Annotated in this window: 23 protein-coding genes and 1 tRNA gene; 14 read left to right on the forward strand and 10 right to left on the reverse strand. The window is 64.8% G+C overall.

All coding sequences use genetic code 11. From position 1 onward, the window contains the following. The first annotated feature begins 79 nt into the window (after positions 1 to 79). Entirely contained in the window at positions 80 to 1,558 is a 1,479-nt protein-coding gene (locus AC5RT8_RS09695; protein ID WP_494095493.1) for a mannitol dehydrogenase family protein, read from the forward strand. A 115-nt stretch (positions 1,559 to 1,673) separates the two neighbouring features. On the opposite strand, the gene AC5RT8_RS09700 is transcribed toward AC5RT8_RS09695, so the two are convergent. Both AC5RT8_RS09700 and AC5RT8_RS09705 read right to left on the reverse strand, forming a co-directional pair. Next, positions 1,674 to 2,405: an ANTAR domain-containing protein gene (locus tag AC5RT8_RS09700; RefSeq protein ID WP_494095494.1), complete on the reverse strand. Its 732-nt coding sequence runs from the start codon at positions 2,403 to 2,405 to the stop codon at positions 1,674 to 1,676. 56 nt (positions 2,406 to 2,461) lie between these two features. Next, on the reverse strand, positions 2,462 to 3,412 hold the full coding sequence (locus AC5RT8_RS09705; RefSeq protein WP_494095495.1) for a lantibiotic dehydratase C-terminal domain-containing protein: 951 nt from the start codon (positions 3,410 to 3,412) through the stop codon (positions 2,462 to 2,464). Positions 3,413 to 3,801: 389 nt separating this feature from the next. Here AC5RT8_RS09705 and AC5RT8_RS09710 point away from each other — a divergent pair, with 389 nt between their 5' ends. From AC5RT8_RS09710 to AC5RT8_RS09725, 4 genes are all read left to right on the forward strand, one after another. Next, positions 3,802 to 5,355, forward strand: a complete 1,554-nt coding sequence (locus tag AC5RT8_RS09710) for an ATP-binding protein (RefSeq protein ID WP_494095496.1) — start codon at positions 3,802 to 3,804, stop codon at positions 5,353 to 5,355. Positions 5,356 to 5,407: 52 nt separating this feature from the next. Then, positions 5,408 to 6,553, forward strand: coding sequence for a zinc-dependent alcohol dehydrogenase (locus tag AC5RT8_RS09715; RefSeq protein ID WP_494095497.1), 1,146 nt, complete (start codon positions 5,408 to 5,410; stop codon positions 6,551 to 6,553). Between the two features lie 16 nt (positions 6,554 to 6,569). Beyond that, entirely contained in the window at positions 6,570 to 7,145 is a 576-nt protein-coding gene (locus AC5RT8_RS09720; protein ID WP_494095498.1) for a hypothetical protein, read from the forward strand. A 72-nt stretch (positions 7,146 to 7,217) separates the two neighbouring features. Next, a complete protein-coding gene (locus tag AC5RT8_RS09725; protein WP_494095499.1) occupies positions 7,218 to 7,808 on the forward strand; it encodes a DnaJ family domain-containing protein in 591 nt (196 codons plus the stop codon). A gap of 3 nt (positions 7,809 to 7,811) precedes the next feature. Here AC5RT8_RS09725 and AC5RT8_RS09730 read toward each other — a convergent pair whose 3' ends face one another. From AC5RT8_RS09730 to AC5RT8_RS09745, 4 genes are all read right to left on the reverse strand, one after another. After that, positions 7,812 to 8,852 carry a hemolysin family protein gene (locus tag AC5RT8_RS09730; protein WP_494095500.1) on the reverse strand — a complete coding sequence of 347 codons (1,041 nt, stop codon included), beginning with the start codon at positions 8,850 to 8,852 and terminating at the stop codon, positions 7,812 to 7,814. Beyond that, the gene (locus AC5RT8_RS09735; RefSeq protein WP_494095501.1) at positions 8,845 to 10,206 is read right to left on the reverse strand and encodes a hemolysin family protein; all 1,362 of its coding nucleotides are present in this window, start codon (positions 10,204 to 10,206) and stop codon (positions 8,845 to 8,847) included. The genes AC5RT8_RS09730 and AC5RT8_RS09735 overlap by 8 nt, the downstream gene beginning before the upstream one ends. Before the next feature lie 546 nt (positions 10,207 to 10,752). Next, positions 10,753 to 11,265 carry a CarD family transcriptional regulator gene (locus AC5RT8_RS09740; RefSeq protein ID WP_494095502.1) on the reverse strand — a complete coding sequence of 171 codons (513 nt, stop codon included), beginning with the start codon at positions 11,263 to 11,265 and terminating at the stop codon, positions 10,753 to 10,755. A 292-nt stretch (positions 11,266 to 11,557) separates the two neighbouring features. Further along, positions 11,558 to 12,397 carry a formate/nitrite transporter family protein gene (locus AC5RT8_RS09745; protein ID WP_494095503.1) on the reverse strand — a complete coding sequence of 280 codons (840 nt, stop codon included), beginning with the start codon at positions 12,395 to 12,397 and terminating at the stop codon, positions 11,558 to 11,560. A 244-nt stretch (positions 12,398 to 12,641) separates the two neighbouring features. Between AC5RT8_RS09745 and AC5RT8_RS09750 the strand changes: the two genes are divergently transcribed. Continuing rightward, on the forward strand, positions 12,642 to 13,376 hold the full coding sequence (locus AC5RT8_RS09750; RefSeq protein WP_494095504.1) for a glucose 1-dehydrogenase: 735 nt from the start codon (positions 12,642 to 12,644) through the stop codon (positions 13,374 to 13,376). 98 nt (positions 13,377 to 13,474) lie between these two features. Beyond that, positions 13,475 to 14,104 (forward strand): TetR/AcrR family transcriptional regulator, encoded by a 630-nt coding sequence (locus AC5RT8_RS09755; RefSeq protein WP_494095505.1) that lies wholly within the window; start codon positions 13,475 to 13,477, stop codon positions 14,102 to 14,104. A 34-nt stretch (positions 14,105 to 14,138) separates the two neighbouring features. Here AC5RT8_RS09755 and AC5RT8_RS09760 read toward each other — a convergent pair whose 3' ends face one another. Continuing rightward, positions 14,139 to 15,296, reverse strand: a complete 1,158-nt coding sequence (locus AC5RT8_RS09760) for an alpha-hydroxy-acid oxidizing protein (protein WP_494095506.1) — start codon at positions 15,294 to 15,296, stop codon at positions 14,139 to 14,141. Between the two features lie 315 nt (positions 15,297 to 15,611). Here AC5RT8_RS09760 and AC5RT8_RS09765 point away from each other — a divergent pair, with 315 nt between their 5' ends. Together AC5RT8_RS09765 and AC5RT8_RS09770 are read left to right on the forward strand one after the other, a co-directional pair. Further along, entirely contained in the window at positions 15,612 to 17,129 is a 1,518-nt protein-coding gene (locus AC5RT8_RS09765) for a mannitol dehydrogenase family protein (RefSeq protein ID WP_494095507.1), read from the forward strand. A 2-nt stretch (positions 17,130 to 17,131) separates the two neighbouring features. Further along, entirely contained in the window at positions 17,132 to 17,890 is a 759-nt protein-coding gene (locus tag AC5RT8_RS09770) for an HAD family hydrolase (RefSeq protein ID WP_494095508.1), read from the forward strand. Positions 17,891 to 17,945: 55 nt separating this feature from the next. On the opposite strand, the gene AC5RT8_RS09775 is transcribed toward AC5RT8_RS09770, so the two are convergent. Further along, positions 17,946 to 18,022, reverse strand: a tRNA-Met gene (locus tag AC5RT8_RS09775). A 93-nt stretch (positions 18,023 to 18,115) separates the two neighbouring features. Between AC5RT8_RS09775 and AC5RT8_RS09780 the strand changes: the two genes are divergently transcribed. The 4 genes from AC5RT8_RS09780 to AC5RT8_RS09795 all read left to right on the forward strand — a co-directional run bounded on the left by AC5RT8_RS09780 (position 18,116) and on the right by AC5RT8_RS09795 (position 22,428). Continuing rightward, the gene (locus AC5RT8_RS09780) at positions 18,116 to 19,006 is read left to right on the forward strand and encodes an alanyl-tRNA editing protein (RefSeq protein WP_494095509.1); all 891 of its coding nucleotides are present in this window, start codon (positions 18,116 to 18,118) and stop codon (positions 19,004 to 19,006) included. 200 nt (positions 19,007 to 19,206) lie between these two features. Next, the gene (locus tag AC5RT8_RS09785; RefSeq protein ID WP_494095510.1) at positions 19,207 to 20,589 is read left to right on the forward strand and encodes an ABC transporter substrate-binding protein; all 1,383 of its coding nucleotides are present in this window, start codon (positions 19,207 to 19,209) and stop codon (positions 20,587 to 20,589) included. After that, the gene (locus tag AC5RT8_RS09790; RefSeq protein ID WP_494095511.1) at positions 20,589 to 21,533 is read left to right on the forward strand and encodes a carbohydrate ABC transporter permease; all 945 of its coding nucleotides are present in this window, start codon (positions 20,589 to 20,591) and stop codon (positions 21,531 to 21,533) included. The genes AC5RT8_RS09785 and AC5RT8_RS09790 overlap by 1 nt, the downstream gene beginning before the upstream one ends. A 4-nt stretch (positions 21,534 to 21,537) precedes the next feature. Next, on the forward strand, positions 21,538 to 22,428 hold the full coding sequence (locus AC5RT8_RS09795; protein WP_494095512.1) for a carbohydrate ABC transporter permease: 891 nt from the start codon (positions 21,538 to 21,540) through the stop codon (positions 22,426 to 22,428). A gap of 35 nt (positions 22,429 to 22,463) precedes the next feature. Here the strand turns inward: AC5RT8_RS09795 and AC5RT8_RS09800 are convergent, their stop codons facing one another. Continuing rightward, positions 22,464 to 22,937, reverse strand: a complete 474-nt coding sequence (locus tag AC5RT8_RS09800) for a VOC family protein (protein ID WP_494095513.1) — start codon at positions 22,935 to 22,937, stop codon at positions 22,464 to 22,466. A 271-nt stretch (positions 22,938 to 23,208) separates the two neighbouring features. Here AC5RT8_RS09800 and AC5RT8_RS09805 point away from each other — a divergent pair, with 271 nt between their 5' ends. Beyond that, positions 23,209 to 23,691 (forward strand): nucleoside deaminase, encoded by a 483-nt coding sequence (locus AC5RT8_RS09805; protein WP_494095514.1) that lies wholly within the window; start codon positions 23,209 to 23,211, stop codon positions 23,689 to 23,691. Between the two features lie 12 nt (positions 23,692 to 23,703). Here the strand turns inward: AC5RT8_RS09805 and AC5RT8_RS09810 are convergent, their stop codons facing one another. Continuing rightward, the gene (locus AC5RT8_RS09810) at positions 23,704 to 24,228 is read right to left on the reverse strand and encodes a GNAT family N-acetyltransferase (protein ID WP_494095515.1); all 525 of its coding nucleotides are present in this window, start codon (positions 24,226 to 24,228) and stop codon (positions 23,704 to 23,706) included. Positions 24,229 to 24,281 lie beyond the last annotated feature (53 nt).

Genomic DNA, 24,281 nt, shown 5'->3' on the forward strand with positions numbered 1-24,281 from the left:
ACGCCGCAGGACGGTTTTTACCCGGGTGTCCCGGTCAAAGCTGGTAGATTGAGCGGAATCCTTTGCCTAAGGCGGCGTTATGACCAAGCTCAGTGAAGAGTTCCTTCCCCACCTGCCGGCCGCACTGCCCCGGCCCCGCTATGATCGCTCCCGGCTGACCACCGGCATTGTCCATTTCGGCGTCGGCGGGTTCCACCGGGCGCACCAGGCCATGTATCTGGACCGGCTCATGAACGAGGGTAAAGCCCTGGACTGGGCCATCTGCGGCGTAGGCGTCCTGCCGCAGGACGCCGCCATGAAAACCGTGATGGATAGCCAGGACTGCCTGTACACCCTGATGCTGAAGCACCCCGATGGTCTCCGGGAAGCCCGTGTGATCGGCTCCATTGCCGAGTATTTGTTCGCACCGGAAGATCCCGAAGCGGTCATTGAGAAGATGGCGGCACCGGCCACCCGGATCGTTTCGCTGACGATCACCGAGGGCGGCTACAACATCAGCGACACCACCGGCGAGTTCGACCCCGCGTCTGCGGACGTCGCTGCGGACCTGCAGCCGGGAGCGGTCCCCTCGAGCGTCTTCGGCCTGGTGACCGAAGCGCTGCGCCGGCGCCGGGACCGGGGGGTGGCACCGTTCGCGGTGATGTCGTGTGACAACGTTCCGGGCAACGGCGAGGTAGCACGCAAGGCCTTTGGCGAGTTCGCCCGGCTGCTGGATCCCGAGCTGGGGGAGTGGGTGCAGGAGGCGGTCTCCTTTCCTTCCTCCATGGTGGACCGGATCACTCCTGCGACAACCGACGCGGACCGTGCCCTGCTCGCCGAGGAGTTCGGCGTGGAGGACGCCTGGCCGGTAGTGGCCGAGGACTTCGCGCAGTGGGCGCTGGAGGACGCCTTTCCCGGCGGGCGGCCGGCCTGGGAAGACGCCGGGGTGAGCATGACGGAAGACGTCGAGCCGTATGAACGCATGAAACTGCGGCTGCTGAACTGTGGCCACCAGGCGCTGGCCTACTTTGGCTATCTGTCGGGGTACCGGTACGTGCACGAAGCCGCACGGGATCCGCAGCTGGCGCAGTTCCTTCTGGACTACATGGATCTGGAAGCAACCCCCACTCTGCTTCCGGTGCCGGGCGTGGACCTGGGTGCCTACAAGCTGACGTTGCTGCAGCGCTTCGGGAATGAACACGTCAAGGACACCCTCGCCCGCCTGTGTGCCGAAAGTTCGGACCGGATCCCGAAGTGGCTGGTCCCCGTGGTTCGGGAGAATGTGGCTGCCGGCGGGGAAACTTCCCGGTCGGCCGCCATCATTGCCTCGTGGGCACGCTACGCCGAGGGCGTGGACGAGGCAGGCGAACCGATCCGCGTGGTCGACAACCGGCGCGACGAGGTGATGGCAGCGGCTGCGCGGAACCGGGAGGATCCGCTGGCTTTTATTGCCCAGCAGCAGTTCTTCGCCAACCTCTCACAGGATGCGCGGTTCACCGACGAGTACCTGGCAGTCCTCGGAACCCTGCACCGCAGCGGTGCCCGGGCCGCCGTCGCCGAGCTGGTGGACGGAGCCTGAGCGCCGCTTTCCGTTGTCCGGTACCGGTTCCGGTTCCGGGCGTAGCCTGACCCCGTCCGGAACCAGAGCAACGGAGGTAGGCCAGGGCTGGGGCTGCCGGCGGGCAGTCCCTGCCTTAGTCAACGAAGTGGGTTTCCGCCTTCTGTGACGTTACGGACTTCACCACTCCCTGGGCGATGTCGCGCAGTTTCACATTCCGGTTGCTGGAGGCGCCGCGGAGGATTCCAAATGCCTCTTCCTGGCCGCACTTGTTCTGCGCCATGACAATCCCCACCGCAAGGTCAATGACGGTCCGGGCCTCCATGGCCGCACGCAGGTGGTCGGCAGTGCTTTTGTGCCGGGCGATCTGGACCGCCACCTGAAGGGAAACCGCAGCCTCGGCGGCGAAGGTTTCCGCCCGCTGCACCAGGTCCGGCGTGAAGTAGCCGGGTTCCCGGGCATAGAGGTTCAGCCCGGCCCCGCCGTCGGTGCCCAGGATGAGCGGAACGCCAAGAATGGAATAGAACCCGCGGTCCCGGATGGCATCCGCGTACTCGGGCCAGCGCGGATCGGTGCGGACGTCCTCCACCAGAATGGTTCTTCCGGTCCGGGAGGCACGCAGGCAGGGTCCGTCACCGAAGCCGTACTGGACTTCGTCCAGTGCCCGGGCACCGTCACTGCTGCTGGCCACGGTGGTTCCCTGCTTGTTCTGAAGGAGCGTGACGCCCGCGAGGACTTCAACGTCACCGCTGAAGAGGTCTGCCGCGTGCGACGCGAAGCCTTCAAGGAAGAACTCGACCGATTCGGTCTGCAGGATAAGCCGTTGCAGTTCAGCGGCGACGGAGCCGCGCTCCGGAGCAATTTCCATGAGTCGAGTCTATCCAGCTCAGTGGTTTCCTGCGGGCGTTCCGCCCCGACACGGCGCTAGGTGGCCTCCGCGAGTTCGGTCTCTTTCTCCCTGCTCCACGTCCGGGCGTAAACACCAATGAGTGCCTCCTGGCGAAGCGTGAAGCCCAGCCGGTTCAGCAGGCCGTGGGCCTGGTACACGGTGAGGTGCTGGGCGCTGCGGCTGGCTCCGGCCTTGTCTGCCCGGTATAGATAGGCGTCTATCGTGCGCAGCCAGCGCCGGCGCCAATTCGTGACGGCCGGTTCGGAGGCAGTGGCCATCATCAGCCGGTGGACGGGCATCAGCTGTGCCTGGGCCTGTGCCCCCGTGGCTTTCTGCACGCCCGCGGCCCGCGGGTCTGTTGCGGTGCAGCTGTGGAGATGGCTGTCCCAGTAGTACTCCCAGGAGACCCGGCGGCGGTCCGGCCACGTGGACGCACGTGGTCCCTTCATCATGGCGTAGGCGGAATCAAAGAGCAGGAGTGAAGCGAGGGCTGAGCGGTTCTGCGCCTTTGGAAACCGTGCCGTTGCCCAGAGGCAGAGATCGGAGGAAAGCTCGAAAACCTCTTCCGCGAGGGCAAGCCCGTCAACTCCGCCATAGCGGGCCAGATCAGCTTCCACCGATGGCAGCAGCGCGTCCGTGCCGACGGTACGGTCCAACACCGGATCGCTGAACTCATGCTCCACCGCGAGGCTGCGCACCGGATCTCCGGACTGTTCCTGCAGGGCGCCGAGCAGGGATTTGAGCCGGTCCAGGGTTTCCGGCGGGGCGAGCACTCGAAGCCGGACCTGGGCATTCGACGGCTGCATGCGCCGGGTATAGAACCACCGCTCGGTTCCCCACAGCCGTGCCTGTGCGATAAGGGGTGTCACAAGGTCGCCGATAATCCGGTCGGCCAGTTCAAAACCGCCGGCGTCAACGGTCAGGTTCCACCACGCGAGGCGGGATGAGGGGCGGGAGGGGGTGCGGAGTGCGGCTGGCTGAGTCATGGCCATCCCTTTCGGTGCTGTTGCTGCCGGGCCACCCCTCCAGGAACGCCTCCTGCAGCGCGTCCCGGGATGGAAGTCTTTCCCACTTGGACGGCCGTGTCCACCGCCAAAAGTTCCTGCCTGCCAAGACGCCCGGAACCCACCCGGAAGTGCCCCATTGGTAGTAGTATCCCGGTGCCGCGTGCAGCCACTGCGGGCCCGTCCGGCACCGTGCGGGGGAGTCGGACTAGCCCCCCGGGAGCCGCTGAGGCGCGGCAGGGAAACCGTCATATTTTCGTTTATTGCAAATAGGTTGATAAATTAACTGGCCGGGCACGAGGCGCAATTGGCATTGGTAAATGCGGGTTCCCGGAAAACTCCCTGATCATTTGTTTATCCCAAGGTCTGATATGCCCCTGATTTCCCGCCGTTTTCCGCGCATCGGCCGGGAACGGGCCCGTATTCCGGATTGGTCCACGCTGTTTGACTGTTCCCCGTCGGGGTACGTGATTGTCTCTGAACGCGGCATTATTCTGGAGGCGAACTCCACTTTTGCGGGCTGGGCCGGAAGGAGCCGGAGGGCCCTTGCCGGGACATTCTTCACCGACCTGCTTTCACCGCGGGACCAGCCCGGCTACGAGCGATGGAGCGGGGCGCTGTCTGCAGGACCTGCGGCACAGTTGCACGCGGATTTCCTCGCGCCCGACACGGCCAGGCTGCCGGCCTGGATCTCCGCGGTCCGGATGGACTCCCGCGGCAGCACCGTTGACCTGATCACCGTCTTTCCCGTCCCCGCAGGAAGCCGGGACGACGAACGCAGCGTCCGTGATGCGCTGCAGCAGGCGGAGGCTGCCCGCAGTGCCGCCGAACTTCGGGCACAGCAGCGGGAATCGCTGTTTAAGACCGTGCTGGACACCGTGGACGTAGGCGTGCTGGTGATAGATGACGAGGGCAGGGAAATCCTCGCCAACGCCCGGATGGAAAGCAGCAGGCCCCTCCTCTCCTCCGGCGAACCCCTGGAAACCCACAGTTTCGGAGGCGGCACCTGGCCGGTCTACGGCCCGGACCGGAAGACTGTCCTCCCGGACGGGGAACGTCCCATCCGCCGGGCGATGTCCGGGGAATCCTTCTCCGAGCAGATCGTCTGGATCGGCACCGGGCGGGGACAGATGGCCGTGAGCGTCAGTGCCCGCCGGGTGCCGGACGGCGGCGACTTCTCGGGATCGGTCCTGGCCTTCAGCGACGTCACCCAGCTGGTGCGCGCGCTGGCGGCGCGGGGCGAGTTTATCGGGAATGTCTCGCACGAACTCCGGACCCCGCTCACTTCCATCCTGGGCTACCTCGACATGGCACTTGAGCAGGAGGACCAGCTGCCCAACGTCGTCGAGTCTGCTCTGCAGACCGCCGTCCGGAACGCCGAACGCCTGCTGCAGCTGGTCACGGACCTCCTCTCCGTGGCGGCCGGAAACGAGGCGCTGGAACTGCGGGAGACGTCCCTCACCGCGGTGGTGAATGCGGCGGTGGATTCCTTCGGCCCCCGTGCGCGGACGAGCGGAGTGGAGTTCACCGTCGACGTGCCGCCGGATCTGCAGGCGACGGTGGACAGGGAAAGGATCCGGGTGGTGCTGGAAAACCTGGTCTCCAACGCGGTGAAGTACTCACCCGGCGGGGGAAAGGTGCAGGTATCGGCCCGGCAAGAGGGTGAATCAGTGGTGATTGCAGTGGCGGACAACGGCATCGGCATGGCGGCGGAGGAACAGGAACAGGTTTTCACCCGCTTCTTCAGGTCCGGCCGGGCACTGACCGCAGCCATTCCGGGGGCAGGGCTCGGTCTGGTGATCACCCGCCGGATCGTGGAAGAGCACGGCGGGACCATCAGCTTCAGCAGCGAAGCCGGACAGGGGACAGTGTTCACCGTGACGCTTCCGACCGCCGGCCCTGCTGCAGGCTTGCAAAGTTACTAAGTCTGCTTATGGTTAAGGGGCCGGATTCAACGTCAGACGAGGAGACTGCCCAGTGCGAGCGATGGTGTACCGAGGTCCCTACAAAGTACGGGTGGAAGAGAAGGACATGCCGCCGATCGAGCACCCCAACGATGCCATCGTCCGGGTCACCCGGGCGGCCATCTGCGGATCCGATCTGCACCTCTACCACGGCCTGATGCCCGATACCCGGATCGGGCACACCTTTGGGCACGAGTTCATCGGCGTGGTCGAGGAGGTCGGGTCCTCCGTCCGGAACCTCTCGGTCGGCGACCGGGTCATGGTTCCGGCCAACATCTACTGCGGTTCCTGCTACTTCTGCGCGCGCGGGCTCTACTCGAACTGCCACAACGTGAATCCCAACGCCACGGCCGTGGGCAGCCTCTACGGGTATTCGCACACCACCGGAGGCTACGACGGCGGCCAGGCCGAGTTCGTCCGGGTCCCGTTTGCCGACGTCGGGCCCTCCCTCATTCCGGACTGGATGGACGAAGAAGACGCCCTGATGTGCACCGATGCGCTGGCCACGGGTTACTTCGGTGCCCAGCTGGGGGACATTGTGGAGGGCGACACCGTAGTTGTCTTCGGCGCCGGACCGGTGGGCCTGTACGCCGCCAAGTCCGCCTGGCTGATGGGCGCCGGACGCGTCATCGTCATTGACCACCTGGACTACCGGCTGGAAAAGGCCCGGACGTTCGCGCACGCCGAAACCTACAACTTCACCGAGTATGACGACATCGTGGTGCACATGAAGAAGATCACCGACCACCTGGGTGCCGACGTCGCCATTGACGCCGTGGGTGCCGAAGCGGACGGCAACTTCCTGCAGCATGTCACCGGAACCAAGCTCAAGCTGCAGGGCGGCTCCCCGGTGGCGCTGAACTGGGCCATCGACTCGGTGCGCAAGGCCGGCACCATTTCCGTGATGGGCGCCTACGGCCCGGTCTTCAGCGCCGTGAAGTTCGGAGACGCACTGAACAAGGGACTGACGCTGAACATGAACCAGACACCGATGAAGCGGCAGTGGCCGCGCCTGTTCGAACACATCAAGGCCGGCTACCTCAAGCCAAGCGACATCATCACGCACCGGATTCCGCTGGAACACATTGCCGAGGGCTATCACATGTTCTCCGCGAAACTGGATAACTGCATCAAGCCCGTCATCATCCCCGGCTCCTGAAAGGAAGGACACCGACATGGCCTATACGCCGCAGAAACCGGCCCTGACTCCCTCCAGCGAGGAGCTGCGCGCCCGGATCCCGGGTTGGGGTGCCGACCTTGACCCGAAGGACCGCCCCGCGGTGCCCAAACTGCAGTTTGACCCCACCCTCAGCGGAGCCCACTGGGAATTCCCGGAGCGGCAGGAGGAAAAATACCCGCGGGAGCGGTCCATCGAGCACAAGTTCCTCACCCCTGTGTTCGGCACCTCCTGCCCGCCGAAGGGCCTGTCCGGCGTGATGCGCCGCTATGCCTACCGCCGGTTCAGCGAGGCCCGGGCCGCGCACTGGCTGATCCTCCTCGCTGCGGACCGGGTGGACGCGGTGGAAAGCCACCTGGCGTCCTTCGCGACCCTCCACCCCGACAACCCGATCACGGAGACCGGCGTGCTGAGCGAATTCACCCGACACGGGTACTCCTCCCGGGCGGGCCGGAAGCGGGCCGACGTCAACCATCAGTGGATCGATCCGATCCTGGTCGGCGGGCCCTGGCTGCTTGCGGGCGCCGGGGCGGCCACTGCCGTCGGTGCGGTGGTGCGGCGGCTGCGGAAGTAGTTCATCCTAGGAATACCGGCGGGCCCCGGCCCTGTTGGCATTCACAAAGGAGAGCTGAGGCGGCAGGAGAGCATGGACAGCAGAGGCGTGGAACAGTACCGGCGCAGGATGGAACGGGCGGCCCGGCTGAGGGCAGCCTCCGGCGGAGGTATGGACGGGGAAGACCTGGAGGCGGCCGCGGCGGAAGAAGAGCTGCAGCACAAGCGCCGGAAGGTCGACGACGGCGCCAAAGCCGACTACCTGATCCGCGACGCGATGGCGCGGGGGGACTTCGACAACCTGAAATACGCCGGGAAACCTATCCCGAACCTGGGCGACGGCCATGATCCGGACTGGTGGATCAAGGGCCTGATGCAGCGTGAAAACGTGACCGGGCTGGGCCCTCGAGCCATCCTGCTCCGCACCGAAGACGCCGAGCTCGATGCCCGGCTGGACACCCGGTGGAGCGAGTCGCAGGTCCGGGACATCCTGGCGGACTTCAATGCACGGGTGATCGATGCCCGCCGCCAGCTCGAAGGCGGCCCGCCGGTGGTGACCTCTCCCCGCGACGTCGAGCAGGAGGTCGTGCGTTGGCGGGAGCGGAAGGCTGCAGCCGCCGAAAAGGAAGCCGCCGCTGCTCCGGAACCGGAGCAGCGGCGGCCGTGGTGGAAACGCTTCCGTTAGGCCCTAGACGGTGGTGGCGTCCTGGACCTCACCCACCAGCTCTTCAATGATGTCCTCAAGGAACAGGACGCCGGTGGTGTTGCCCTCGGCGTCGAAGACCCGTGCCACATGGGCACCGGTGCGCCGCATGGTGGCCAGGGCGTCTTCCAGCTCGCCGTCCCGGAACGCCGAGGCCAGGCGGCGGATGCGCTTGGACGGCACGGGTGCGGCAAACTCGTCCGGCGTGGTGAGGTCCATAACGTCCTTCAAATGAAGGTAGCCGTCGGGATCCCCGTCCTGATTGGTGAGGATGTACCGGGAGTATCCGTGGATATCCACGGCCTGCTGCAACTCCGCCGGGGAGGCGGTCTCGGGCAGCAGCACCATCTGCGCGATGGGCACCTCGACGTCGGCCACGGTCTTTTCCGTGAAATCGAACGCTGCGGTCAGGGTGCCGCTGCGGTCCGAGAGCACACCTTCCCGGGTGGACTGCTGGACGATGTTCGCAACCTCGTCCAGCGTGTAGGAGCTGGTTGCTTCGTCCTTGGGCTCGACCTTGAACAGGCGCAGCACGCCGTTCGCGATTCCGTTCAGGGTCCAGATGATCGGACGGACAATCCTGGACACCATCACCAGGGGAGGGGCCAGCAGCAGTGCAGCGCGGGTGGGCACGGAGAACGAGATGTTCTTCGGCACCATTTCGCCCACCACGACGTGCAGGAAGGTGACCAACAGCAGCGCCACAACGAACGCAATGATGCCGATGGCATCTGCGGACAGCGGGGTCAGGCCCAGCGGTATCTCCAGCAGGTGGTGGATGGCCGGTTCCGAGACGTTCAGGATCACCAGGGAGCAGACGGTGATGCCGAGCTGGCTCGTGGCCAGCATCAGGGTGGCGTGTTCCATGGCCCACAGGGTGGTTTTCGCGGCCTTGCTTCCGGCTTCGGCCTTGGGCTCGATCTGCGACCGGCGGGCGGAGATGACGGCGAATTCAGCGCCGACGAAGAAGGCATTGACCACCAGCAGCACTACGAGCCAGATGATTCCGGGCAGGTATTCACTCATGGGTCAGTTCCTTGGTCAGCGAGTCAACAATGCGGTCGTGGGCACTTACCGGGGCCTCCAGGGATCCCGAAGGAGTGAAGCGCAGGCGTTCGATGTGGTTCCGGACCACCCGCTCCACGCGGAGCGTGCCGCCCTCGATTTCCACTTCGTCGCCCAGTTCCGGCAGGCGGTCCAGTTCGTCCGTGACGAAGCCGGCGATCGTGTCATACTCCTCGCCGTCCGGAACCTCGACGCCGGTGCGGTCCAGGAGCTCGTCCGGCCGCAGCGCGGCGTCGAACGTGATGGCCCGGCCCGTGCGGACCACGCCTACCCGGGCGCGGTCGTGTTCGTCCTCGAGTTCGCCGACAATTTCCTCGACGAGGTCTTCAAGGGTCACGATTCCGGCGGTTCCGCCGTGTTCATCGGAAACGATGGCCACCTGCAGGCCCTGGGCCCGCAGCAGTCCCAGCAGGGTGTCCACTCCCATGGACTCGGGCACATGCAGGGGTTCCACCATCAGCTCTGCGGCGGTGACCGTGCCTCGGGCAGCCAGCGGAACGGCGAAGGCCTGCTTAAGGTGCAGGACACCGCGGACGTCGTCCGGGTCGCGTCCGATCACGGGGAAACGGGAATAGCCGGTTGCCGTGGCAACGGCCACGACCTGCTCCGCAGTATCCGACTCATGCACTGTGCGCATCCGGACCCGCGGTGTCATGACATCGGCCGCGGAGTGCTCGGCAAACCGCAGGGTGCGGTTCAGCAGCACGGCGTGGTCCAGGTCCAGCACGCCTTCCAGCGCCGAACGCCGCACGAGGGAGCTCAGCTCTTCGGCGCTGCGTGCGCCGGACAGCTCTTCCTTGGGCTCAATGCCAAAGGACCGGATGATCGCGTTGGCCGTGTTGTTGAACAGCAGGATCACGGGCTTGAACACCGTGGTGAAGACGGTCTGGAAAGGCACCACGAGCTTGGCGGTTGCCAGGGGCAGGGCCAGGGCGAAGTTCTTCGGTACGAGTTCGCCGATGATCATCGAGAAGATGGTCGCGAGGAAAATGCCGGCAACGGCACCAACGCCGGGCACCAGGCCTTCAGGAAGGCCAAGGGCCGTGAGCGGGGAACGGAGCATTGAACTGATGGCCGGCTCGAACGTGTATCCGGTCAGCAGCGTAGTCAGCGTGATGCCCAGCTGTGCGCTGGAAAGATGCGTGGAGGTGATCTTCAGCGCGTTGATGGTGGGGTTGAGGCGTTTTTCGCCCTTGTCGCGGCGGGCTTCAAGCTCCGCGCGGTCCAGGTTGACGAGTGAAAACTCGGAGGCGACAAACAGTCCGGTGCCGACGGTGAGGAGCAAACCTACGCCGACCATGAGCCATTCATACATGGGGCTGCCCCTCTCTCGTGATAGCCGGTGCAGCCGGAGTGGGCACAGTCTGCATTGCGGTCAAGACGGGGAGGGGCATGGGTTTATGTGAAGGAGGGTCATCCATAGTCCAAGGAATGTTACAGGATGAGCCTGTAAGCAGTTCCAAGGTTTCATTCAGGTTGCTTTCCGGACGCACGCCACGGCTCCCTACCAGCTGCCCTGACCATGTCTATAGGTGGGCTCGTGATTGGTGGACGCGGCCACCCTGTGCTGGCGCACCAGGCAGAACGGGTCATAGATCTCAATCCCCAGCCGGCCGGTGCCGGGCACGGGCTGGCAAAAACAGGTGCAGGGAAAGTTCACGGGCGCCTTTCCGGGCCCTGGCATCAAGGCCCTCGAAGTTCTCTTGATCCGCAGCGGAGGAGCTTTGCGCGGGAAGCGGAAACCCTCCTGCTTTCCTTGATACAACGCCGCCCCGCCTTGGTCCAAAACGGCGGCTCCGGTGCCTCCGCCGCGCTTCCCGGCGGCGTGAACCGCGGCCGGGAAGCGGGGAAGGGACGTGCTTTAGCTGGTCGCCAGCTCCGGCTCGCCAACCGTTTCCATGAGGACGGAATCGAGCAGGTCGCCGGCGTCTTCCAGGGACGAGGAACGGGCCAGGGCAAGCTCGGAAACGAGCAGCTGCCGGGCCTTCAGCAACATCCGCTTCTCGCCGGTCGACAGGGGATGGGTGCGTTCCCGGCACCATAGGTCACGGACGACCTCGGCGATCAGGTGCAGCTCGCCGGTGGACATTTTGCCTTCATTGGCCTTGAACCGGCGGGACCAGTTGTCCGGCTCCATTCCCACGGGGCCGCGCAGCACCGCAAAGACGGCCTGTACGCCGCCGTCGTCAATGACGGCGCGCACTCCCACGTCTTCGGCGTTGCCGGCCGGAAGCTTGATGGTCAACTCCGTGGCGTGGACGCGGAAGGTCAGGGTTTCCCGCTCCACTCCCTTGATGACCATGGGCGAAATATCGGTCACGGTAACAGCGCCGTGGTGCGGGTACACCAGGGTCTGCCCGACGGTGAAGTTCAAAATGACGTCCCTCTTTTCAATGGTTCCGAGCATGCTTCGGAAGCGGGCTCCCGAGACCGCTTGGACCTGGCCATGCCGGTCACGGGTGCAGGGTGACGGCAGGGCTGGCGGGCAATAGAGAAGGAGTCAATTTCCAGGCGAGGGGTATGGATAGGGTCCGAAAGGTTGACGGCATGGCCAATAAGTGTCGGTCCTACGTTCCCCGCGCTGTCCCGCCAGCTTATCCCCCCGGTGCAAGTGTCCGGTCTCGGCGCGGCGGAGCAGTGCGCAATCCCACGTCGCACGGCACGTTTCAGGCATCCTTTCGGGCAGCATCGGGATTCCCTGGTGCGTCCCGGCGCCGCTGGGACAGCAGCTCCTTGGTGCGCACCAGGCGCAGCGCCGTAACAAGCACCAGCCCGCCGAGCATGTTGAAGAGCAGGGTGTAGCCGAACCAGCCCAGCCATTCGAGGTACGTGATGTCGGCTCCGGAAATGATGGCGCCGAAGATGAGCAGCGAATCCAGGATCGAGTGGAAGAGCTGCAGCCCGGCGAGCAGGAAACCGCCGATCACGGTGGCCGCGATTTTTGCGGGGTCCGAGGTGGTGCCCTGCTGCATGCGGCTCATCAGGGTGATGGTGCTGCCGCCCAGGACAGCCAGCGCGACGGTTTGGAGTGAAAAGGGTGCGTCGGTGAAGTGCGTGGCCGATGTGGCAATGGTGGACGCCCACTGCGGGAAGGCCTGCATCACGATCCACATGAAGATCCATCCGCCTGCCAGGTTGGCCAGCAGGGTTCCGCCCCAAAGCCTGCCCAGCGACTTCACGCTTCCTTCCTTGGCGACGACGGCGGCAACCGGCATGAGGAAGTTCTCCGTGAACAGTTCGCTGTGGGCCAGGAAAAGGGCAATCAGTCCCACGCTGAACGCCAGGCCGGCCAGCAGGTGGTCTCCGGTCTGATGCATCACGGCCAGATAAGCCATCACGCCGAGGCCAACCTCCATGCCCCCGAACACCCCGGTTACCAGGATGGTGCGGAAGGTGCGGTGCAGCCGTTCAGCACCTTCCGTCACCGTGTTGTCGAAGGACTGCTTTAGTTCGTCCTCCACCGGTGCTTCGGTTTCTCCGATTTCGCTGCGGCGTTCCTCGCTCATGGCGTCCTTTCGCACGGAAACGGGATGTGCGTTCCCCTGCAACCATATGCCGACAGGCGCGGGCGGGCGCGGCCGGCGAAGTGGGACCGGTGTCCCTGCCGGGCGGCGGTGTTTTCATCCGATGCGCGGGTGGGAGCAGCGGGAAGCTGCTATCTCCTCCGTCACATTTCGAGTTCCAGGGAATGACGAGTTCTTCTACATGTGTTGAATAGGGCAGGATAGAAACGAACATAAGGAGTACGTAATGGGACGCGTAAGCGGCAAAGTGGCACTGATCAGTGGCGGCGCACGGGGCATGGGTGCCTCGCATGCCCGCCTGCTGGTGGCTGAAGGTGCCAAGGTCGTCATCGGCGACATCCTCGACGACGACGGTAAGAAGACCGCCGCTGAGTTGGGGGATAACGCCCGCTTCGTACATCTAGACGTCACCAAGGCCGAGGACTGGGACGCTGCTGTGCAGACAGCCGTTACCGAGTTCGGCGGACTGGACGTGCTGGTCAACAACGCCGGCATTGCCAACTTTGGCCACATCGAGGATTACAGCATCGAGCAGTGGAACCTGATTGTGAACATCAACCTCAACGGCGTGTTCCTGGGAATCAAGTCTGCTGTTCCGGCGTTGAAGGAGTCCAAGTGCGGCTCCATCATCAATATTTCCTCTACCGCCGGACTGCAGGGATTCGTGGAACTGCCGGGCTACACGGCCACCAAGTACGCGGTGACCGGCCTGACCAAGTCGGTGGCCCTGGATCTGGGCAAGTACGGTATCCGCGTCAACTCCGTTCACCCGGGCGTCATCAAGACTCCCATGACCGAGGGCATGGAAAACCCGATGAACCACGTCGCGCTGCACCGCATGGGTGAAGCCGAAGAGGTCTCCAAGATGATCCTCTTCCTGGCCAGCGACGATTCCAGCTTCTCCTCCGGTGCCGAGTTTGTGGTCGACGGCGGCGAGACCGCAGGCCTGGCCAACCACTAGCCGGGATATATCAAAAGCTTGCGGCGTCCCCCAGCGCCGCGGCACGGAAGGGCTTCGCTTCGGCGGGGCCCTTCGGTGTATCTGAGAAGATAATTTCCATGCCTGCACCGGAAGACCCCAAGCCGCAGCGGCGCCCCAGCCCGCTGGAGCCCCGGACGGCCCGCACCCGGGAAGCGCTGCAGGCCGGCCTGTGGGAGCTGCTGCGGGACCATGAACTGGCGGACATCAGTGTCTCGGAGCTCTGCAGGCAGGCCGGGGTGCACCGCACCACGTTCTACGGCCACCACCGGAACATCTTCGATTTCGCTGCCTCCGTCTACGCCGGAGTCGTGGACCGGCTGGGCACGGTGGACGTGGATCAGCGCGGCACGGGCCGGACCGTGGAAGAAATCAACCTGATGTACATCGATTCCGTCCGGCGGATCCTGCAGCACACCAAGTCCGAGGCGCGCGTGTACCGCGCGCTGTTCCACACCGAGACCTTTCTCGGGGTCATGGCCAACGGTCTGGCCGGCAGGTTCCTTCTGTCGCTGCACGTCTGGCAGGCCCACGGCGTGGTGCCCCGCGCCAACCTGGAAGCCGTTGCCGCCTACCTGGGCGGAGCTTACGCGTCGTGGGTGGAGCAGTGGGTGCTTTCCGACGACGACGACGTCGAGGGCTGGCTGGGTTCCCTCCGCCACCTGCTGCCACAGTGGTGGCCGCGGGTCGGGTACCCGCCGGCTCCCTAGCCCGCCCCGACGACGTCGCCCGCTCCGATGATCCCTAGAGTCGGTGCAGGCTGCCCCGCAGTGCGTCCAGGTCCGGATACCCGTTGACCGCCATGGTCAGGTCCGCTTCCGCGAGCAGGCTGCGCATCACGTGGGTGATCCCGGCCTGTCCGCCGGCCGCCAAACCGTAGACATAGGGCCGGCCGATGCCCACGGCTGTCGCCCCGAGCGCCAGTGCCCGCAGCGCGTCGACGCCGGAGCGTACACCCGAATCGAAGAGCACCGGGGCGCCGTCGGCCGCCTCGACGACGCCGGGCAGGCAGTCGATGGCGGCTATCCCGCCGTTGGCCTGCCGGCCTCCGTGGTTGGAGCAGTAGATGCCGTCCATCCCGCCGTCGAGGGCCCGCCGGGTGTCTTCGGGGGAGCAGATGCCCTTGAGGACAATCGGCAGTGACGTCAGGGAACGGAACCACTCCAGGTCTTCCCAGGTCATGGTGGGGTTGCCGAACAGCGAGGCCCACAGCATCACCGCCGCTGCGGGGTCGGTGGATCCCTGCTCGGCGAGGAGCTTCCGGAACCGGTCATCGGTGAGGTAATTGGCGAGGCACTGGCCGGACAGCATCGGCAGGTAGGCTGCACTGAGGTCCCGGGGCCGCCAGCCGTTCACCCAGGTGTCCAGGGTAATCACAATGCCGGAGTAGCCTGCGGCTTCCGCGCGGCGCACCAGGGATTCCGCCAGTTCCCGGTCGGCCGGCGGATAGAGCTGGAAGAAGCCCGGGGTTTCTCCGGTGGCGGTCCGGACCTGTTCCAGCGGAGCCTGCGAGAGGGTGGACGCCACCATCGGTATGCCCAGCTCGGCGGAAGACGCAGCGGTAGCCAGGTCGCCGTCGTCGGCCACCGCGCCCAGCACCCCCACAGGTGCGAAGAACAGGGGCGAAGGCAGCCGGTGCCCGAACAGTTCGATACCCATGCTGCGCTGGGAAGCGCCCACCAGCATCCGGGGCATGATGCCCAGCCGCTCAAACGCCGCGACGTTGGCCCGCTGGGTCTGCTCGTTTCCGGCGCCGCCTGCCACGTACCCCAGGATCCGCGGGTCCATGCTGCTTTTGGCCAGGTCCTCCATGGCGGCGGAGTCCATCGGCAGGTCCGGCAGTACGCCCCGTGCGCCGTTCAGGTAAATGCCAAGCTGATAATCGCCGTAGTTCGTGACCATTGGATTCCGCCTATTCTGACCGGCCACTGTGCCGGATCCGCTTTGCCCGGAATGCTACTCCCGCCGGCGCGGTTCGACCCGGCGACCCGCTGTGGAGTCCCGCGGGGTGTCTGCGGATATGTGAGGGAAGCCACTAAGTTTGTTGCCGCCATCCAATCATCAGTACCCTTATAAACGAGGGACGGATTCAGGAACTGGCAGGACGAAGGCTTCCGTCCAGGTGTGTCCGTGCCCACCGTTTCCGAGTCCTTTTTCTGCGTCTTCAGCAGGGGAATCCGGTCCAGATGACGGACATGACGATCGAGGAAAAGAAAAATGACTGACGCAACATTGGAAACATCCAACGGGTCCGGCCCCGCAACCGGCGCAATCCCGCTGGAGGCCGCAACCTTGCCGCTGCAGGATGACGCCGTCGAGGTGCCGTCGTATGACCCCGGGAAGCTGCGTGCCGGCGTCGTCCATTTCGGCGTCGGCGGATTCCACCGCGCCCACCAGGCGGTCTACTTTGACGAGATTGCGGCCAGGGGAATCAGCCAGGACTGGGGAATCATCGGCGTGGGCCTGCACCGCCGCGAGATGAAGGACGTGCTGGAAAACCAGGACAACCTCTACACCGTCGTCGAGCGGGGCGAGGACCACCACCACGCCCGGATTGTCGGATCCATTGTTGACTACCTCTACGCGCCGGAAGACCCCGAAGCCGTCCTCGCTGCGCTGGCTGCCGAGAGCACGCGGCTGGTGACGCTCACCGTCACAGGCACCAGCTATCCCGTGGATGCCCATACCGGAGAGTTCCTGGCCGAGGACGAGGAGATTGCACGGGATCTGTCGAGCGACGGAGCGCCTGAAACCGTCTTCGGCTACCTCGTCGAGGGCCTGCGGCGCCGGCGGGCGGCCGGTATCAAACCTTTCACCATCCTGTCCTGTGACAACGTCCAGGAAAACGGTAAGACCACCCGCACCTCAGTGGTGTCCTTTGCCCGACTGCAGGAGCCGGAACTCGCGGACTGGATCGAGGAGAATGTCTGCTTCCCCTCCAGCATGGTGGACCGGATTACCCCGGCCACGTCCCCGGAAGACCGGGACGATATTGCGGAAGAGTTCGGCGTTGAGGACGGCTGGCCTGTCCTGACCGAACCGTTCCGGCAGTGGATCATCGAAGATAAGTTCTGCAACGAACGCCCTCCGCTGGATGCGGTGGGTGCGCAGATGGTGGAGAATGTTGAGCCCTTTGAGCTGATGAAGACCCGACTCCTCAATGGAAGCCACTGCGGCCTGGGGTACTTTGGCTCGCTGCTGGCCCACGGCAGCAGCGACGAAGCGATGCGCGACGACGACGTCCGCGCCTACATCCACGGGCTCATGGGCGAAATCATTCCGCTGCTGCCCGAGGTGCCCGGGATGGACCTGAACGAGTACCGGGAAACACTCATCACCCGGTTCTCCAACCCGGAAATCAGCGACCAGCTGGAACGCCTGGCCCGCCGCAGCTCCACGAAGATGCCCTCCTATGTCCTGCCCTCCCTGAGGGAAGCCCTCGCTGCCGGCAGGGAACACCGTCTGCTGGTACTTACGGTGGCAGGGTGGATCGAGTTCCTCGGCGGCAAGGACATCAACGGAAATCCCATCGATGTCCAGGATGCGCTGCTGGAGGACCTGCGGCCCCTCGCCGCGAACGGGGACGTCCGCGCCTTCGTTGCGGATGAATCCATCTTCGGGGAGCTGGGCGGCAATGAGGCTTTTGTTGCTGAACTGCAGGAAGCAGTTGACGCCCTTCGGACCCACGGGGCGCGCAAGACCATCGAACAGAGCCTGAAAGCCGAAAGGAACTAAGCATGTCCACCCGGACCACGACACTTAATCCCGCTGCAGTCACCACCATCCTCTGCGACGCGGACGGTAACCTGTTTCCGTCCGAAGAGATCGCCTTCGAGGCATCGGTGGGAGTCACCAATGATCTGGCTGCGGAGCTGGGCATTGAGGAGCGCTTCAACTCGGAACAGCTGCGCCTGGCCACCACGGGCAAGAACTTCCGGACCCTGGCCAAGGAACTGTCCGCAGGAACGGGGCAGTGGGGAACACCGAAGCACGAGCTCGGCCAGGAAGACCTGGAGCGGTGGATCGCCGAGGAAAAGCGGGTGGTCAGCGACTACCTGAACAAGCGGCTGGAGCCGGACGCCGACGTCGTCGAAGTCCTGGGCGCGTTGGCGCAGACCTACGGACTCGCCGTGGTGTCCTCCAGCGCCCTGTCGCGGCTGCAGAAGTGCTTTGAGGCGACGGACCTGGAACAGTTCTTCGCGCCGGAGCGGGTCTTCAGCGCCGAGGATTCCCTCCCGACGCCGGTAAGCAAGCCGGATCCGGCGGTATACCTGCATGCCATTAAGGAACTGGGGCTCACCCCCGGTGAAACCCTGGCCATTGAGGATTCGCTTCCCGGTGCGCAGTCGGCTGTAGCCGCGGGATGCCAGGTCATCGGCAACCTGCGCTTCGTGGCTCCGGCTGAACGGGAACAGCGGCGCCGTGAGCTCGAGGAAGCCGGCGTCGCAGCTGTCATCAGCTCCTGGCCCGAATTGCTTCCGCTGCTGCGCGGCTAAAGCTGGCAGAACAAAAAAGATCCCGATCCGGTGTCCGGATCGGGATCTTTTTACTTGGTTGCGGGGGCAAGATTTGAACTTGCGACCTCTGGGTTATGAGCCCAGCGAGCTACCGAACTGCTCCACCCCGCGGCGTGGTTACGACTTTACCGCAGATCCGCCGCACAACGTAATCCAGTGGCGGCGCTCACACTCCGTGCCGTCCGGTTCGGTACGCTGGGCCGGATGACCCTCCCGAAAATCGATACCACCGTCACCTATCCCGCCGGTGCCCTGACCGGCACGGCAACCGTGCAACACGTCGAAGCCCTGCCCGACGGGCGGTTGGCGGTACTTCTGGACGCCACGCCCGTGCACCCTGTAGACGCCGGCTGGCCGGACCAGGGGCCGGACCAGGCAACACTGACGACGCCGGACGGCCGGGAGGTGCCCGTGCTCGACTGCGTCGTAGGCGCCACGGACCGTTCCGCGCTGTTCCTTGGCGCGGACATCCCGGTCCGCAAGGGCACCGAGGGCTGGGTTTTCCTGGTGGTTCATGTGCTGCCCGGGAACGCCGGCATTACGGAAGGGCAGCGGGTGGAGGTCCAAGTGAACGGCCATCACCGGACCGCACTCTCCGCCGGGCACACCGCGTGCCATCTGGCCTCGCTGGCCCTGAACAAGCAGTTGGCTGATGCCTGGAAAAAAGACGTGCAGGCCGACGCGGCGGGCAACCCGAACTTCGATGCCCTGGCAATCGAGACCTCCACCATCGATGCCTACGGTTCCGTCGATGTGTACCGGCTGGGAAAGTCCCTGCGCCGGAAGGGATTCCTGCCCGAAGCACTGCTGTCGGATCCGGCCGCCGTGGAAGCTGGGGTGAACGCGACCTTGAGCGAGTGGGTGGCCTCCGGTGCGGACGTGCGCATCGAGCGGGAATCGGACCTCCTCACCGGCATGCGCCGCTGGGTCTGCGCGCTGCCCGACGGCGCGGTGGGCATCCCGTGCGGCGGCACCCACCTGTCCTCGCTGAAGGAGGTCTCGCAGATGTCAATGCGGCTGATCATCAACTCGGGGGAGGGGGGCGCAGTGGAAGTAATTATGGAAACACGCTGCACGTTGTCCGTCTGGGATTAGTTACTACCATTCCGGGGAGCGTTATTGGGCCGGTGACTACGCCGAATTCGCGCAAAACGCAGGTAACCCTGTCCGGCGGCAGGACGCTTTACTGGTTTTCCCGGATATCGCAGGGTTGGATCTTGTCCGCCCGGGCGGATAGAAGTAGTCTCACGCTCACGTGAGCGGTACCAATATCTCAAATGAGCAAAGGTGACCAGATGAGATTCCGACACAGCAGGCGGTTTAGCCGCCCCGGCCGATCCCGGCTCGCTGCCGGTGTGGCAGCGGCGGCTGCCGCTGCCCTCGTGCTGACCGGCTGCGGAGGCACCGAGGCTGAGGGCAAAGACGAAATTGTCGTAGCTATTGTTTCCAACCCGCAGATGCAGGACGCAATCACGCTCCAGGACGAATTCAAGGCCCGGTATCCGGACGTTGACGTCAGTTTTGTCTCACTCCCGGAAAACGAGGCCCGCGCCAAAATCACGGCCTCCGTCGCCACTCAGGGCGGGGAATTCGACGTGGTGATGATCTCCAACTATGAAACACCCATGTGGGCGGAAAACGGCTGGATCACAAACCTCCAGGATTACGCAGATTCCACCGAGGGATATGACCCCGATGATTTCGTCCCCACCATCCGTGAGGCGCTCAGCTACGAGGGGGACCTGTACTCCGTTCCGTTCTATGGAGAGTCCTCCTTCCTGGTCTACCGGGAGGACCTTTTCGAGGAAGCCGGGCTGACCATGCCGGAGAACCCCACGTGGGAAGACATCCGCGGATTCGCCGAAACGCTCAACGACCCGGACAACAACATGTCCGGAATCTGCCTGCGGGGGCTCGCCGGCTGGGGCGAGGTCATGGCACCGCTGGACACCATGATCAATACCTACGGCGGCCGCTGGTTCGACCAGGACTGGAACGCCACCCTTGATGCGCCCGAAGTGGAAGCGGCCGTGACCGATTATGTGGACCTCGTGCAGAATTACGGGCAGGCCGGCCCCGCCACCAGCGGCTACGGCGACTGCCTGACCCTGTACAGCCAGGGCAACACTGCCATGTGGTACGACGCCACGGCCATGGTGTCGTCCATCGAGGACCCGGCATCGTCCCTGGTCGTGGGGAAAAGCGGTTACGCGCCGGCGCCCGTCCAGGAAACCGAGTCCGCCGGCTGGCTCTACAGCTGGTCCCTGGCCATCCCCTCCACCAGCGAGTCCAAGGACGCCGCCTGGGATTTCATCTCCTGGATGACGGACAAGGAATACATCCGGCTGGTAGGAGAGGAAATCGGCTGGGAACGGGTGCCGCCCGGCAGCCGGCTTTCCACCTACGAAATCCCGGAATACGCCGAGGTTGCCGAGGCCTATGCCGAGCCGACCCTCGATGCCATGGCCGGCGCCTCGCAGGAAAACAGCATGGTAAACGGCGTGCCCTACCCCGGGCTCCAATTCGTCGGCATCCCGGAGTTCCAAGATCTGGGCACCCGTGTGGCGCAGCAGATTTCGGCGGCCATCGCCGGGCAGCAGACGGTACAGGAAGCCCTGGAGCAATCCCAGGGATACGCCGAAACGGTGGCGGAAAGCTACCAGGACGGAGGCGGCTAATGTCCACCTTGGTAGAGCGGCAGCAGGTCCGGGCCAGGAAGGCCGCAACGGAAAGGGAAGGCGGAGGGATGTCCTCTGCCGAAGGGTGGAGGCGGCGGTTGCCGCTGCTGCCGGCCCTGATCTTCACCCTGATCGTGACACAGGTACCGTTCCTCTTTACGATTTGGTACTCGCTGCAGAACTGGAACCTGCTGCGGCCGGAGGGAAACCAGTTCGTCGGCCTGGAGAACTACATTGATATCTTCTCCGACTCGACGTTCCGCGGAGCAGCGCTGAACAGCGTCCTCTTCACCGTCGCCTGCGTGTTCTTCGCGATGCTGCTGGGCATTGTTTTCGCCATCCTGCTGGACCGCAGTTTTGTAGGCCGGGGAGTGGTGCGGACACTGCTGATCACCCCGTTCCTGATCATGCCGGTGGCCAGTTCCCTGCTGTGGTCCATTTCCATCCTCAATCCGAGCTACGGCCTGCTGAACTGGGTGATCGGGCTCGTGGGCATCTCCCCGGTGGACTGGACCTCGCAGCACCCCATCGCATCCATCCTCATGGCGCTGGTGTGGCAGTGGACGCCGTTCATGATGCTGCTGGTCCTGTCCGGACTGCAGGCGCAGTCCAAGGACGTGCTGGAAGCGGCCCAGGTGGACGGAGCCGGGTGGTGGCGGACCTTCATTTCGGTGACGCTGCCGCAGCTGCGCCGCTACATAGAACTCGGGATCCTGCTGGGGGCCATCTACGTCGTGAATACCTTCGACCAGATCTACCTCATGACCGCCGGCGGGCCGGGGACGGCCAGCGCCAACCTTCCGTTCTACATTTACCAGCGGGCTTTCCTGGGCTTTGACATTGGCCAGGCCGCTGCCATGGGCGTGGTGGTCGTTGTTGCCACCATCATTGTGGCCACCTTGGCCCTGCGCCTGATCTTCAAGAGCTTCGACGTAAAGGACTGACGACGTGGCTACCCAGACTGCTGCCCCCACTCCCGCCGGGAAAGAGACAACCGCCACCGCCAGGACGGTCCGGAAGCCGGCCAGGCGCTTCAACTCCGGGCCCATCCTGACCACCGTGACGTGGGTGCTGGCATTGATCTTCTTCTCGCCGGTGCTGTGGATGGTGCTGACCTCCTTCAAGCAGGAGTCCGCTGCCGCCTCCGATCCGCCGGTGTTCTTCTTCGCTCCCACCCTGGACCAGTACCGCGCCGTGCTGGGCAGCGGGGCAGGGAGCTACTTCGCCAACTCGGCCATCGCCACCGGCGTTTCCACCATATTGGTGATCCTCCTAGCGGTGCCGGCCTCCTATGCCCTGAGCATCCGTCCGGTGAAGAAAACGTCCGACGTGCTGTTCTTCTTCATTTCCACCCGCATGCTGCCTGTCGTGGCGGTAATCATGCCGATCTACGTCATTGCGGGGCAGCTGAAGGTGCTGGACAACGTGTGGACGCTCGTGGTCCTTTACACCTCCATGAACCTGCCCATTGCCGTGTGGATGATGCGCTCGTTCTTCCTGGAAGTGCCCGGGGAAGTGCTTGAGGCGGCGCAGATGGACGGGGCAGGACTGATGAAGACGCTGTGGCGGGTCCTGATGCCCATGGTCGCCCCCGGCCTTGCCGCCACGGCATTGATCTGCGTGATTTTCGCCTGGAACGAGTTCTTCTTCGCGCTGATCCTCACCGCAGGGCAATCGGCTACCGTGCCGGTGTTCCTGGTGTCCCAGATGACCAGTGAAGGACTGTTCCTGGCACAGCTTTCAGCGGCCTCGGTGCTGGCCTCGCTGCCGGTGGTCATTGCCGGGTGGGTGGCCCAAAAGCAGCTGGTCCGCGGCCTGTCCATGGGGGCGGTCAAGTAGGCCGACGCGCTGCGGCGGGATGCACGCCATCCCGGTCACAGTGCGGAATTCTGCTCCTGGACCGTGGAGTTGGAGGAAACCTCGAAGGTCCGCTCCGGCGGTTCCACGCTGGCGGGATCCATCCACATGAATTCCCAGACGTGGCCGTCGGGGTCCGTGGCCGAGCCGCTGTACATTCCGGGCATGTGTTCCTCGGCCGGGGCGTACATGGCACCCCCGCCGGAGGTGCAGGCCGCCAGGAAGCTGTCCACTTCGTCCCTGCTGTCGCAGCTGATGCAGTTCAGCACTTCCTTGCCTGCGGAAGCCAAATGCGGCGTATCCCCTTCGGGCAGGAAATCCTGGTAGAAGTCCTGCCGCAGCAGCATCACCACAATGCTGTCCGAAATGACGACGGCGGTGGCGTTTTCATCGCTGAACCGCGGGTCCTTGGCGAATCCCAGGCCCAGGTAGAAGTTCTCTGCAGCCCGCAGGTCAGCGACCGGCAGGTTCGGGAAAATCATGCGTTCCATGGTTGTTCCTTCCGGGAAGCCCGCGGGTGCGTTTCATGGCGGAGAACCCGCGGCGGATGTATGTCCGGGTGATCACGCTGCTTCTTCACATTCCCACTGCCTTCCGCCGTTGACAACGGGTAGCCGGAAGGTTGCCGGCTGTGTCCGCAGCGCCGCCGAATGTGTCCGGCCCTTGTGCGTCTGTCCAGCAATAACTGCTAACCTCGCAGCTGCGAAGGCGGGCCGGCACCTCCGGCTATCTACCTGGCAGGACACACCTAGGGAGAAGCCAATGAGCAGCACTACCGACGAGATCTACCTGGCTCAGGCCGTTCGCCTGGCCACCGAAAACGTGGCAAACGGCGGCGGGCCGTTCGGCGCCGTCGTCGTCACCGCGGAAGGCGCCGCCTTCGAAGGCGTGAACCGGGTGACCGCTACCAACGATCCCACTGCGCATGCCGAAGTCACCGCGATCCGCAACGCATGTGCCACCCTGGGCACCTTCGACCTCACAGGTGCGGTGCTCTACACCAGCTGCGAGCCGTGCCCCATGTGCCTGGCGTCCTCGCTCTGGGCCCGCGTGGACCGCGTGGTGTTTGCTGCGGACAGGCACGACGCCGCGGGCGCGGGTTTCGACGACGCGGCCTTCTACGAGTACTTTGAGACGCCGCTGGAACAGCGCTCCCTGCAGGTCACCCAGCTGACCGTGGAAGGCGCTCCGGCCATGGCTCCGTTTAACGCCTGGACCGCGGCTTCGGAGCGGATCGACTACTAGGCGACCGGCGGCCTAGTGCCGGTGCTCCAGCGCCGCGCCGATGGTCTTGGAGTAGCAGGTGGACCCGTCGGAGGAAATATACGGGCCGAAGTTGGGCACCACCCGGTAGCCGGCATTCTCATAGAACCGCTGCCCGTCCGGCTGCGCGGACCCAGCCTCGGCGAGCAGGATTGCGAAGGCCATCTGCCGGGCCCGTGCCTCCAGCGCCCGGAGGATCGCTGTCGCCACTCCGGACCCCCGCGCATAGGGCAGGACGTACACGCGCTTGATTTCCGCCGTCGCCGGATCCAGCCGGCGCAGCCCGCCGCAGCCCAGCGGCTGGCCCGTACTGCGCTCGTAGGCAATGAGGAAGGCCGCCGCATCCGTTCCGCGCGGGGGCTCCGGACGCTGTTCCGGGGTTCCGTAGCGGGCCTCCAGCTCGGCCTGCTGGGCTTCGCGGAGGTCCGCGCCCACCGGGTTGCTCCAGGGCACGTCGCGGATCCGCAGGTGCGGGGTTGAGTAGGGACGGAATCCGGAAAAGGGTCGCAAATCCGACATGCTGCCTCCAGCGGCCAGGGGGTATGCCCTTCACGCTAGGAGCCCGTAGTTTC

Source organism: Arthrobacter sp. Ms25, assembly GCF_059090365.1.

What these genes read in the sequence shown, in the direction of transcription:
- AC5RT8_RS09695 (WP_494095493.1), top strand. Translation starts at nt 80, where the DNA reads ATGACCAAGCTCAGTGAAGAGTTCCTTCCCCACCTGCCGGCCGCACTG.
- AC5RT8_RS09700 (WP_494095494.1), bottom strand. Translation starts at nt 2,405, where the DNA reads ATGGAAATTGCTCCGGAGCGCGGCTCCGTCGCCGCTGAACTGCAACGG.
- AC5RT8_RS09705 (WP_494095495.1), bottom strand. Translation starts at nt 3,412, where the DNA reads ATGACTCAGCCAGCCGCACTCCGCACCCCCTCCCGCCCCTCATCCCGC.
- AC5RT8_RS09710 (WP_494095496.1), top strand. Translation starts at nt 3,802, where the DNA reads ATGCCCCTGATTTCCCGCCGTTTTCCGCGCATCGGCCGGGAACGGGCC.
- AC5RT8_RS09720 (WP_494095498.1), top strand. Translation starts at nt 6,570, where the DNA reads ATGGCCTATACGCCGCAGAAACCGGCCCTGACTCCCTCCAGCGAGGAG.
- AC5RT8_RS09725 (WP_494095499.1), top strand. Translation starts at nt 7,218, where the DNA reads ATGGACAGCAGAGGCGTGGAACAGTACCGGCGCAGGATGGAACGGGCG.
- AC5RT8_RS09730 (WP_494095500.1), bottom strand. Translation starts at nt 8,852, where the DNA reads ATGAGTGAATACCTGCCCGGAATCATCTGGCTCGTAGTGCTGCTGGTG.
- AC5RT8_RS09735 (WP_494095501.1), bottom strand. Translation starts at nt 10,206, where the DNA reads ATGTATGAATGGCTCATGGTCGGCGTAGGTTTGCTCCTCACCGTCGGC.
- AC5RT8_RS09745 (WP_494095503.1), bottom strand. Translation starts at nt 12,397, where the DNA reads ATGAGCGAGGAACGCCGCAGCGAAATCGGAGAAACCGAAGCACCGGTG.
- AC5RT8_RS09750 (WP_494095504.1), top strand. Translation starts at nt 12,642, where the DNA reads ATGGGACGCGTAAGCGGCAAAGTGGCACTGATCAGTGGCGGCGCACGG.
- AC5RT8_RS09755 (WP_494095505.1), top strand. Translation starts at nt 13,475, where the DNA reads ATGCCTGCACCGGAAGACCCCAAGCCGCAGCGGCGCCCCAGCCCGCTG.
- AC5RT8_RS09760 (WP_494095506.1), bottom strand. Translation starts at nt 15,296, where the DNA reads ATGGTCACGAACTACGGCGATTATCAGCTTGGCATTTACCTGAACGGC.
- AC5RT8_RS09765 (WP_494095507.1), top strand. Translation starts at nt 15,612, where the DNA reads ATGACTGACGCAACATTGGAAACATCCAACGGGTCCGGCCCCGCAACC.
- AC5RT8_RS09770 (WP_494095508.1), top strand. Translation starts at nt 17,132, where the DNA reads ATGTCCACCCGGACCACGACACTTAATCCCGCTGCAGTCACCACCATC.
- AC5RT8_RS09780 (WP_494095509.1), top strand. Translation starts at nt 18,116, where the DNA reads ATGACCCTCCCGAAAATCGATACCACCGTCACCTATCCCGCCGGTGCC.
- AC5RT8_RS09785 (WP_494095510.1), top strand. Translation starts at nt 19,207, where the DNA reads ATGAGATTCCGACACAGCAGGCGGTTTAGCCGCCCCGGCCGATCCCGG.
- AC5RT8_RS09790 (WP_494095511.1), top strand. Translation starts at nt 20,589, where the DNA reads ATGTCCACCTTGGTAGAGCGGCAGCAGGTCCGGGCCAGGAAGGCCGCA.
- AC5RT8_RS09800 (WP_494095513.1), bottom strand. Translation starts at nt 22,937, where the DNA reads ATGGAACGCATGATTTTCCCGAACCTGCCGGTCGCTGACCTGCGGGCT.
- AC5RT8_RS09805 (WP_494095514.1), top strand. Translation starts at nt 23,209, where the DNA reads ATGAGCAGCACTACCGACGAGATCTACCTGGCTCAGGCCGTTCGCCTG.
- AC5RT8_RS09810 (WP_494095515.1), bottom strand. Translation starts at nt 24,228, where the DNA reads ATGTCGGATTTGCGACCCTTTTCCGGATTCCGTCCCTACTCAACCCCG.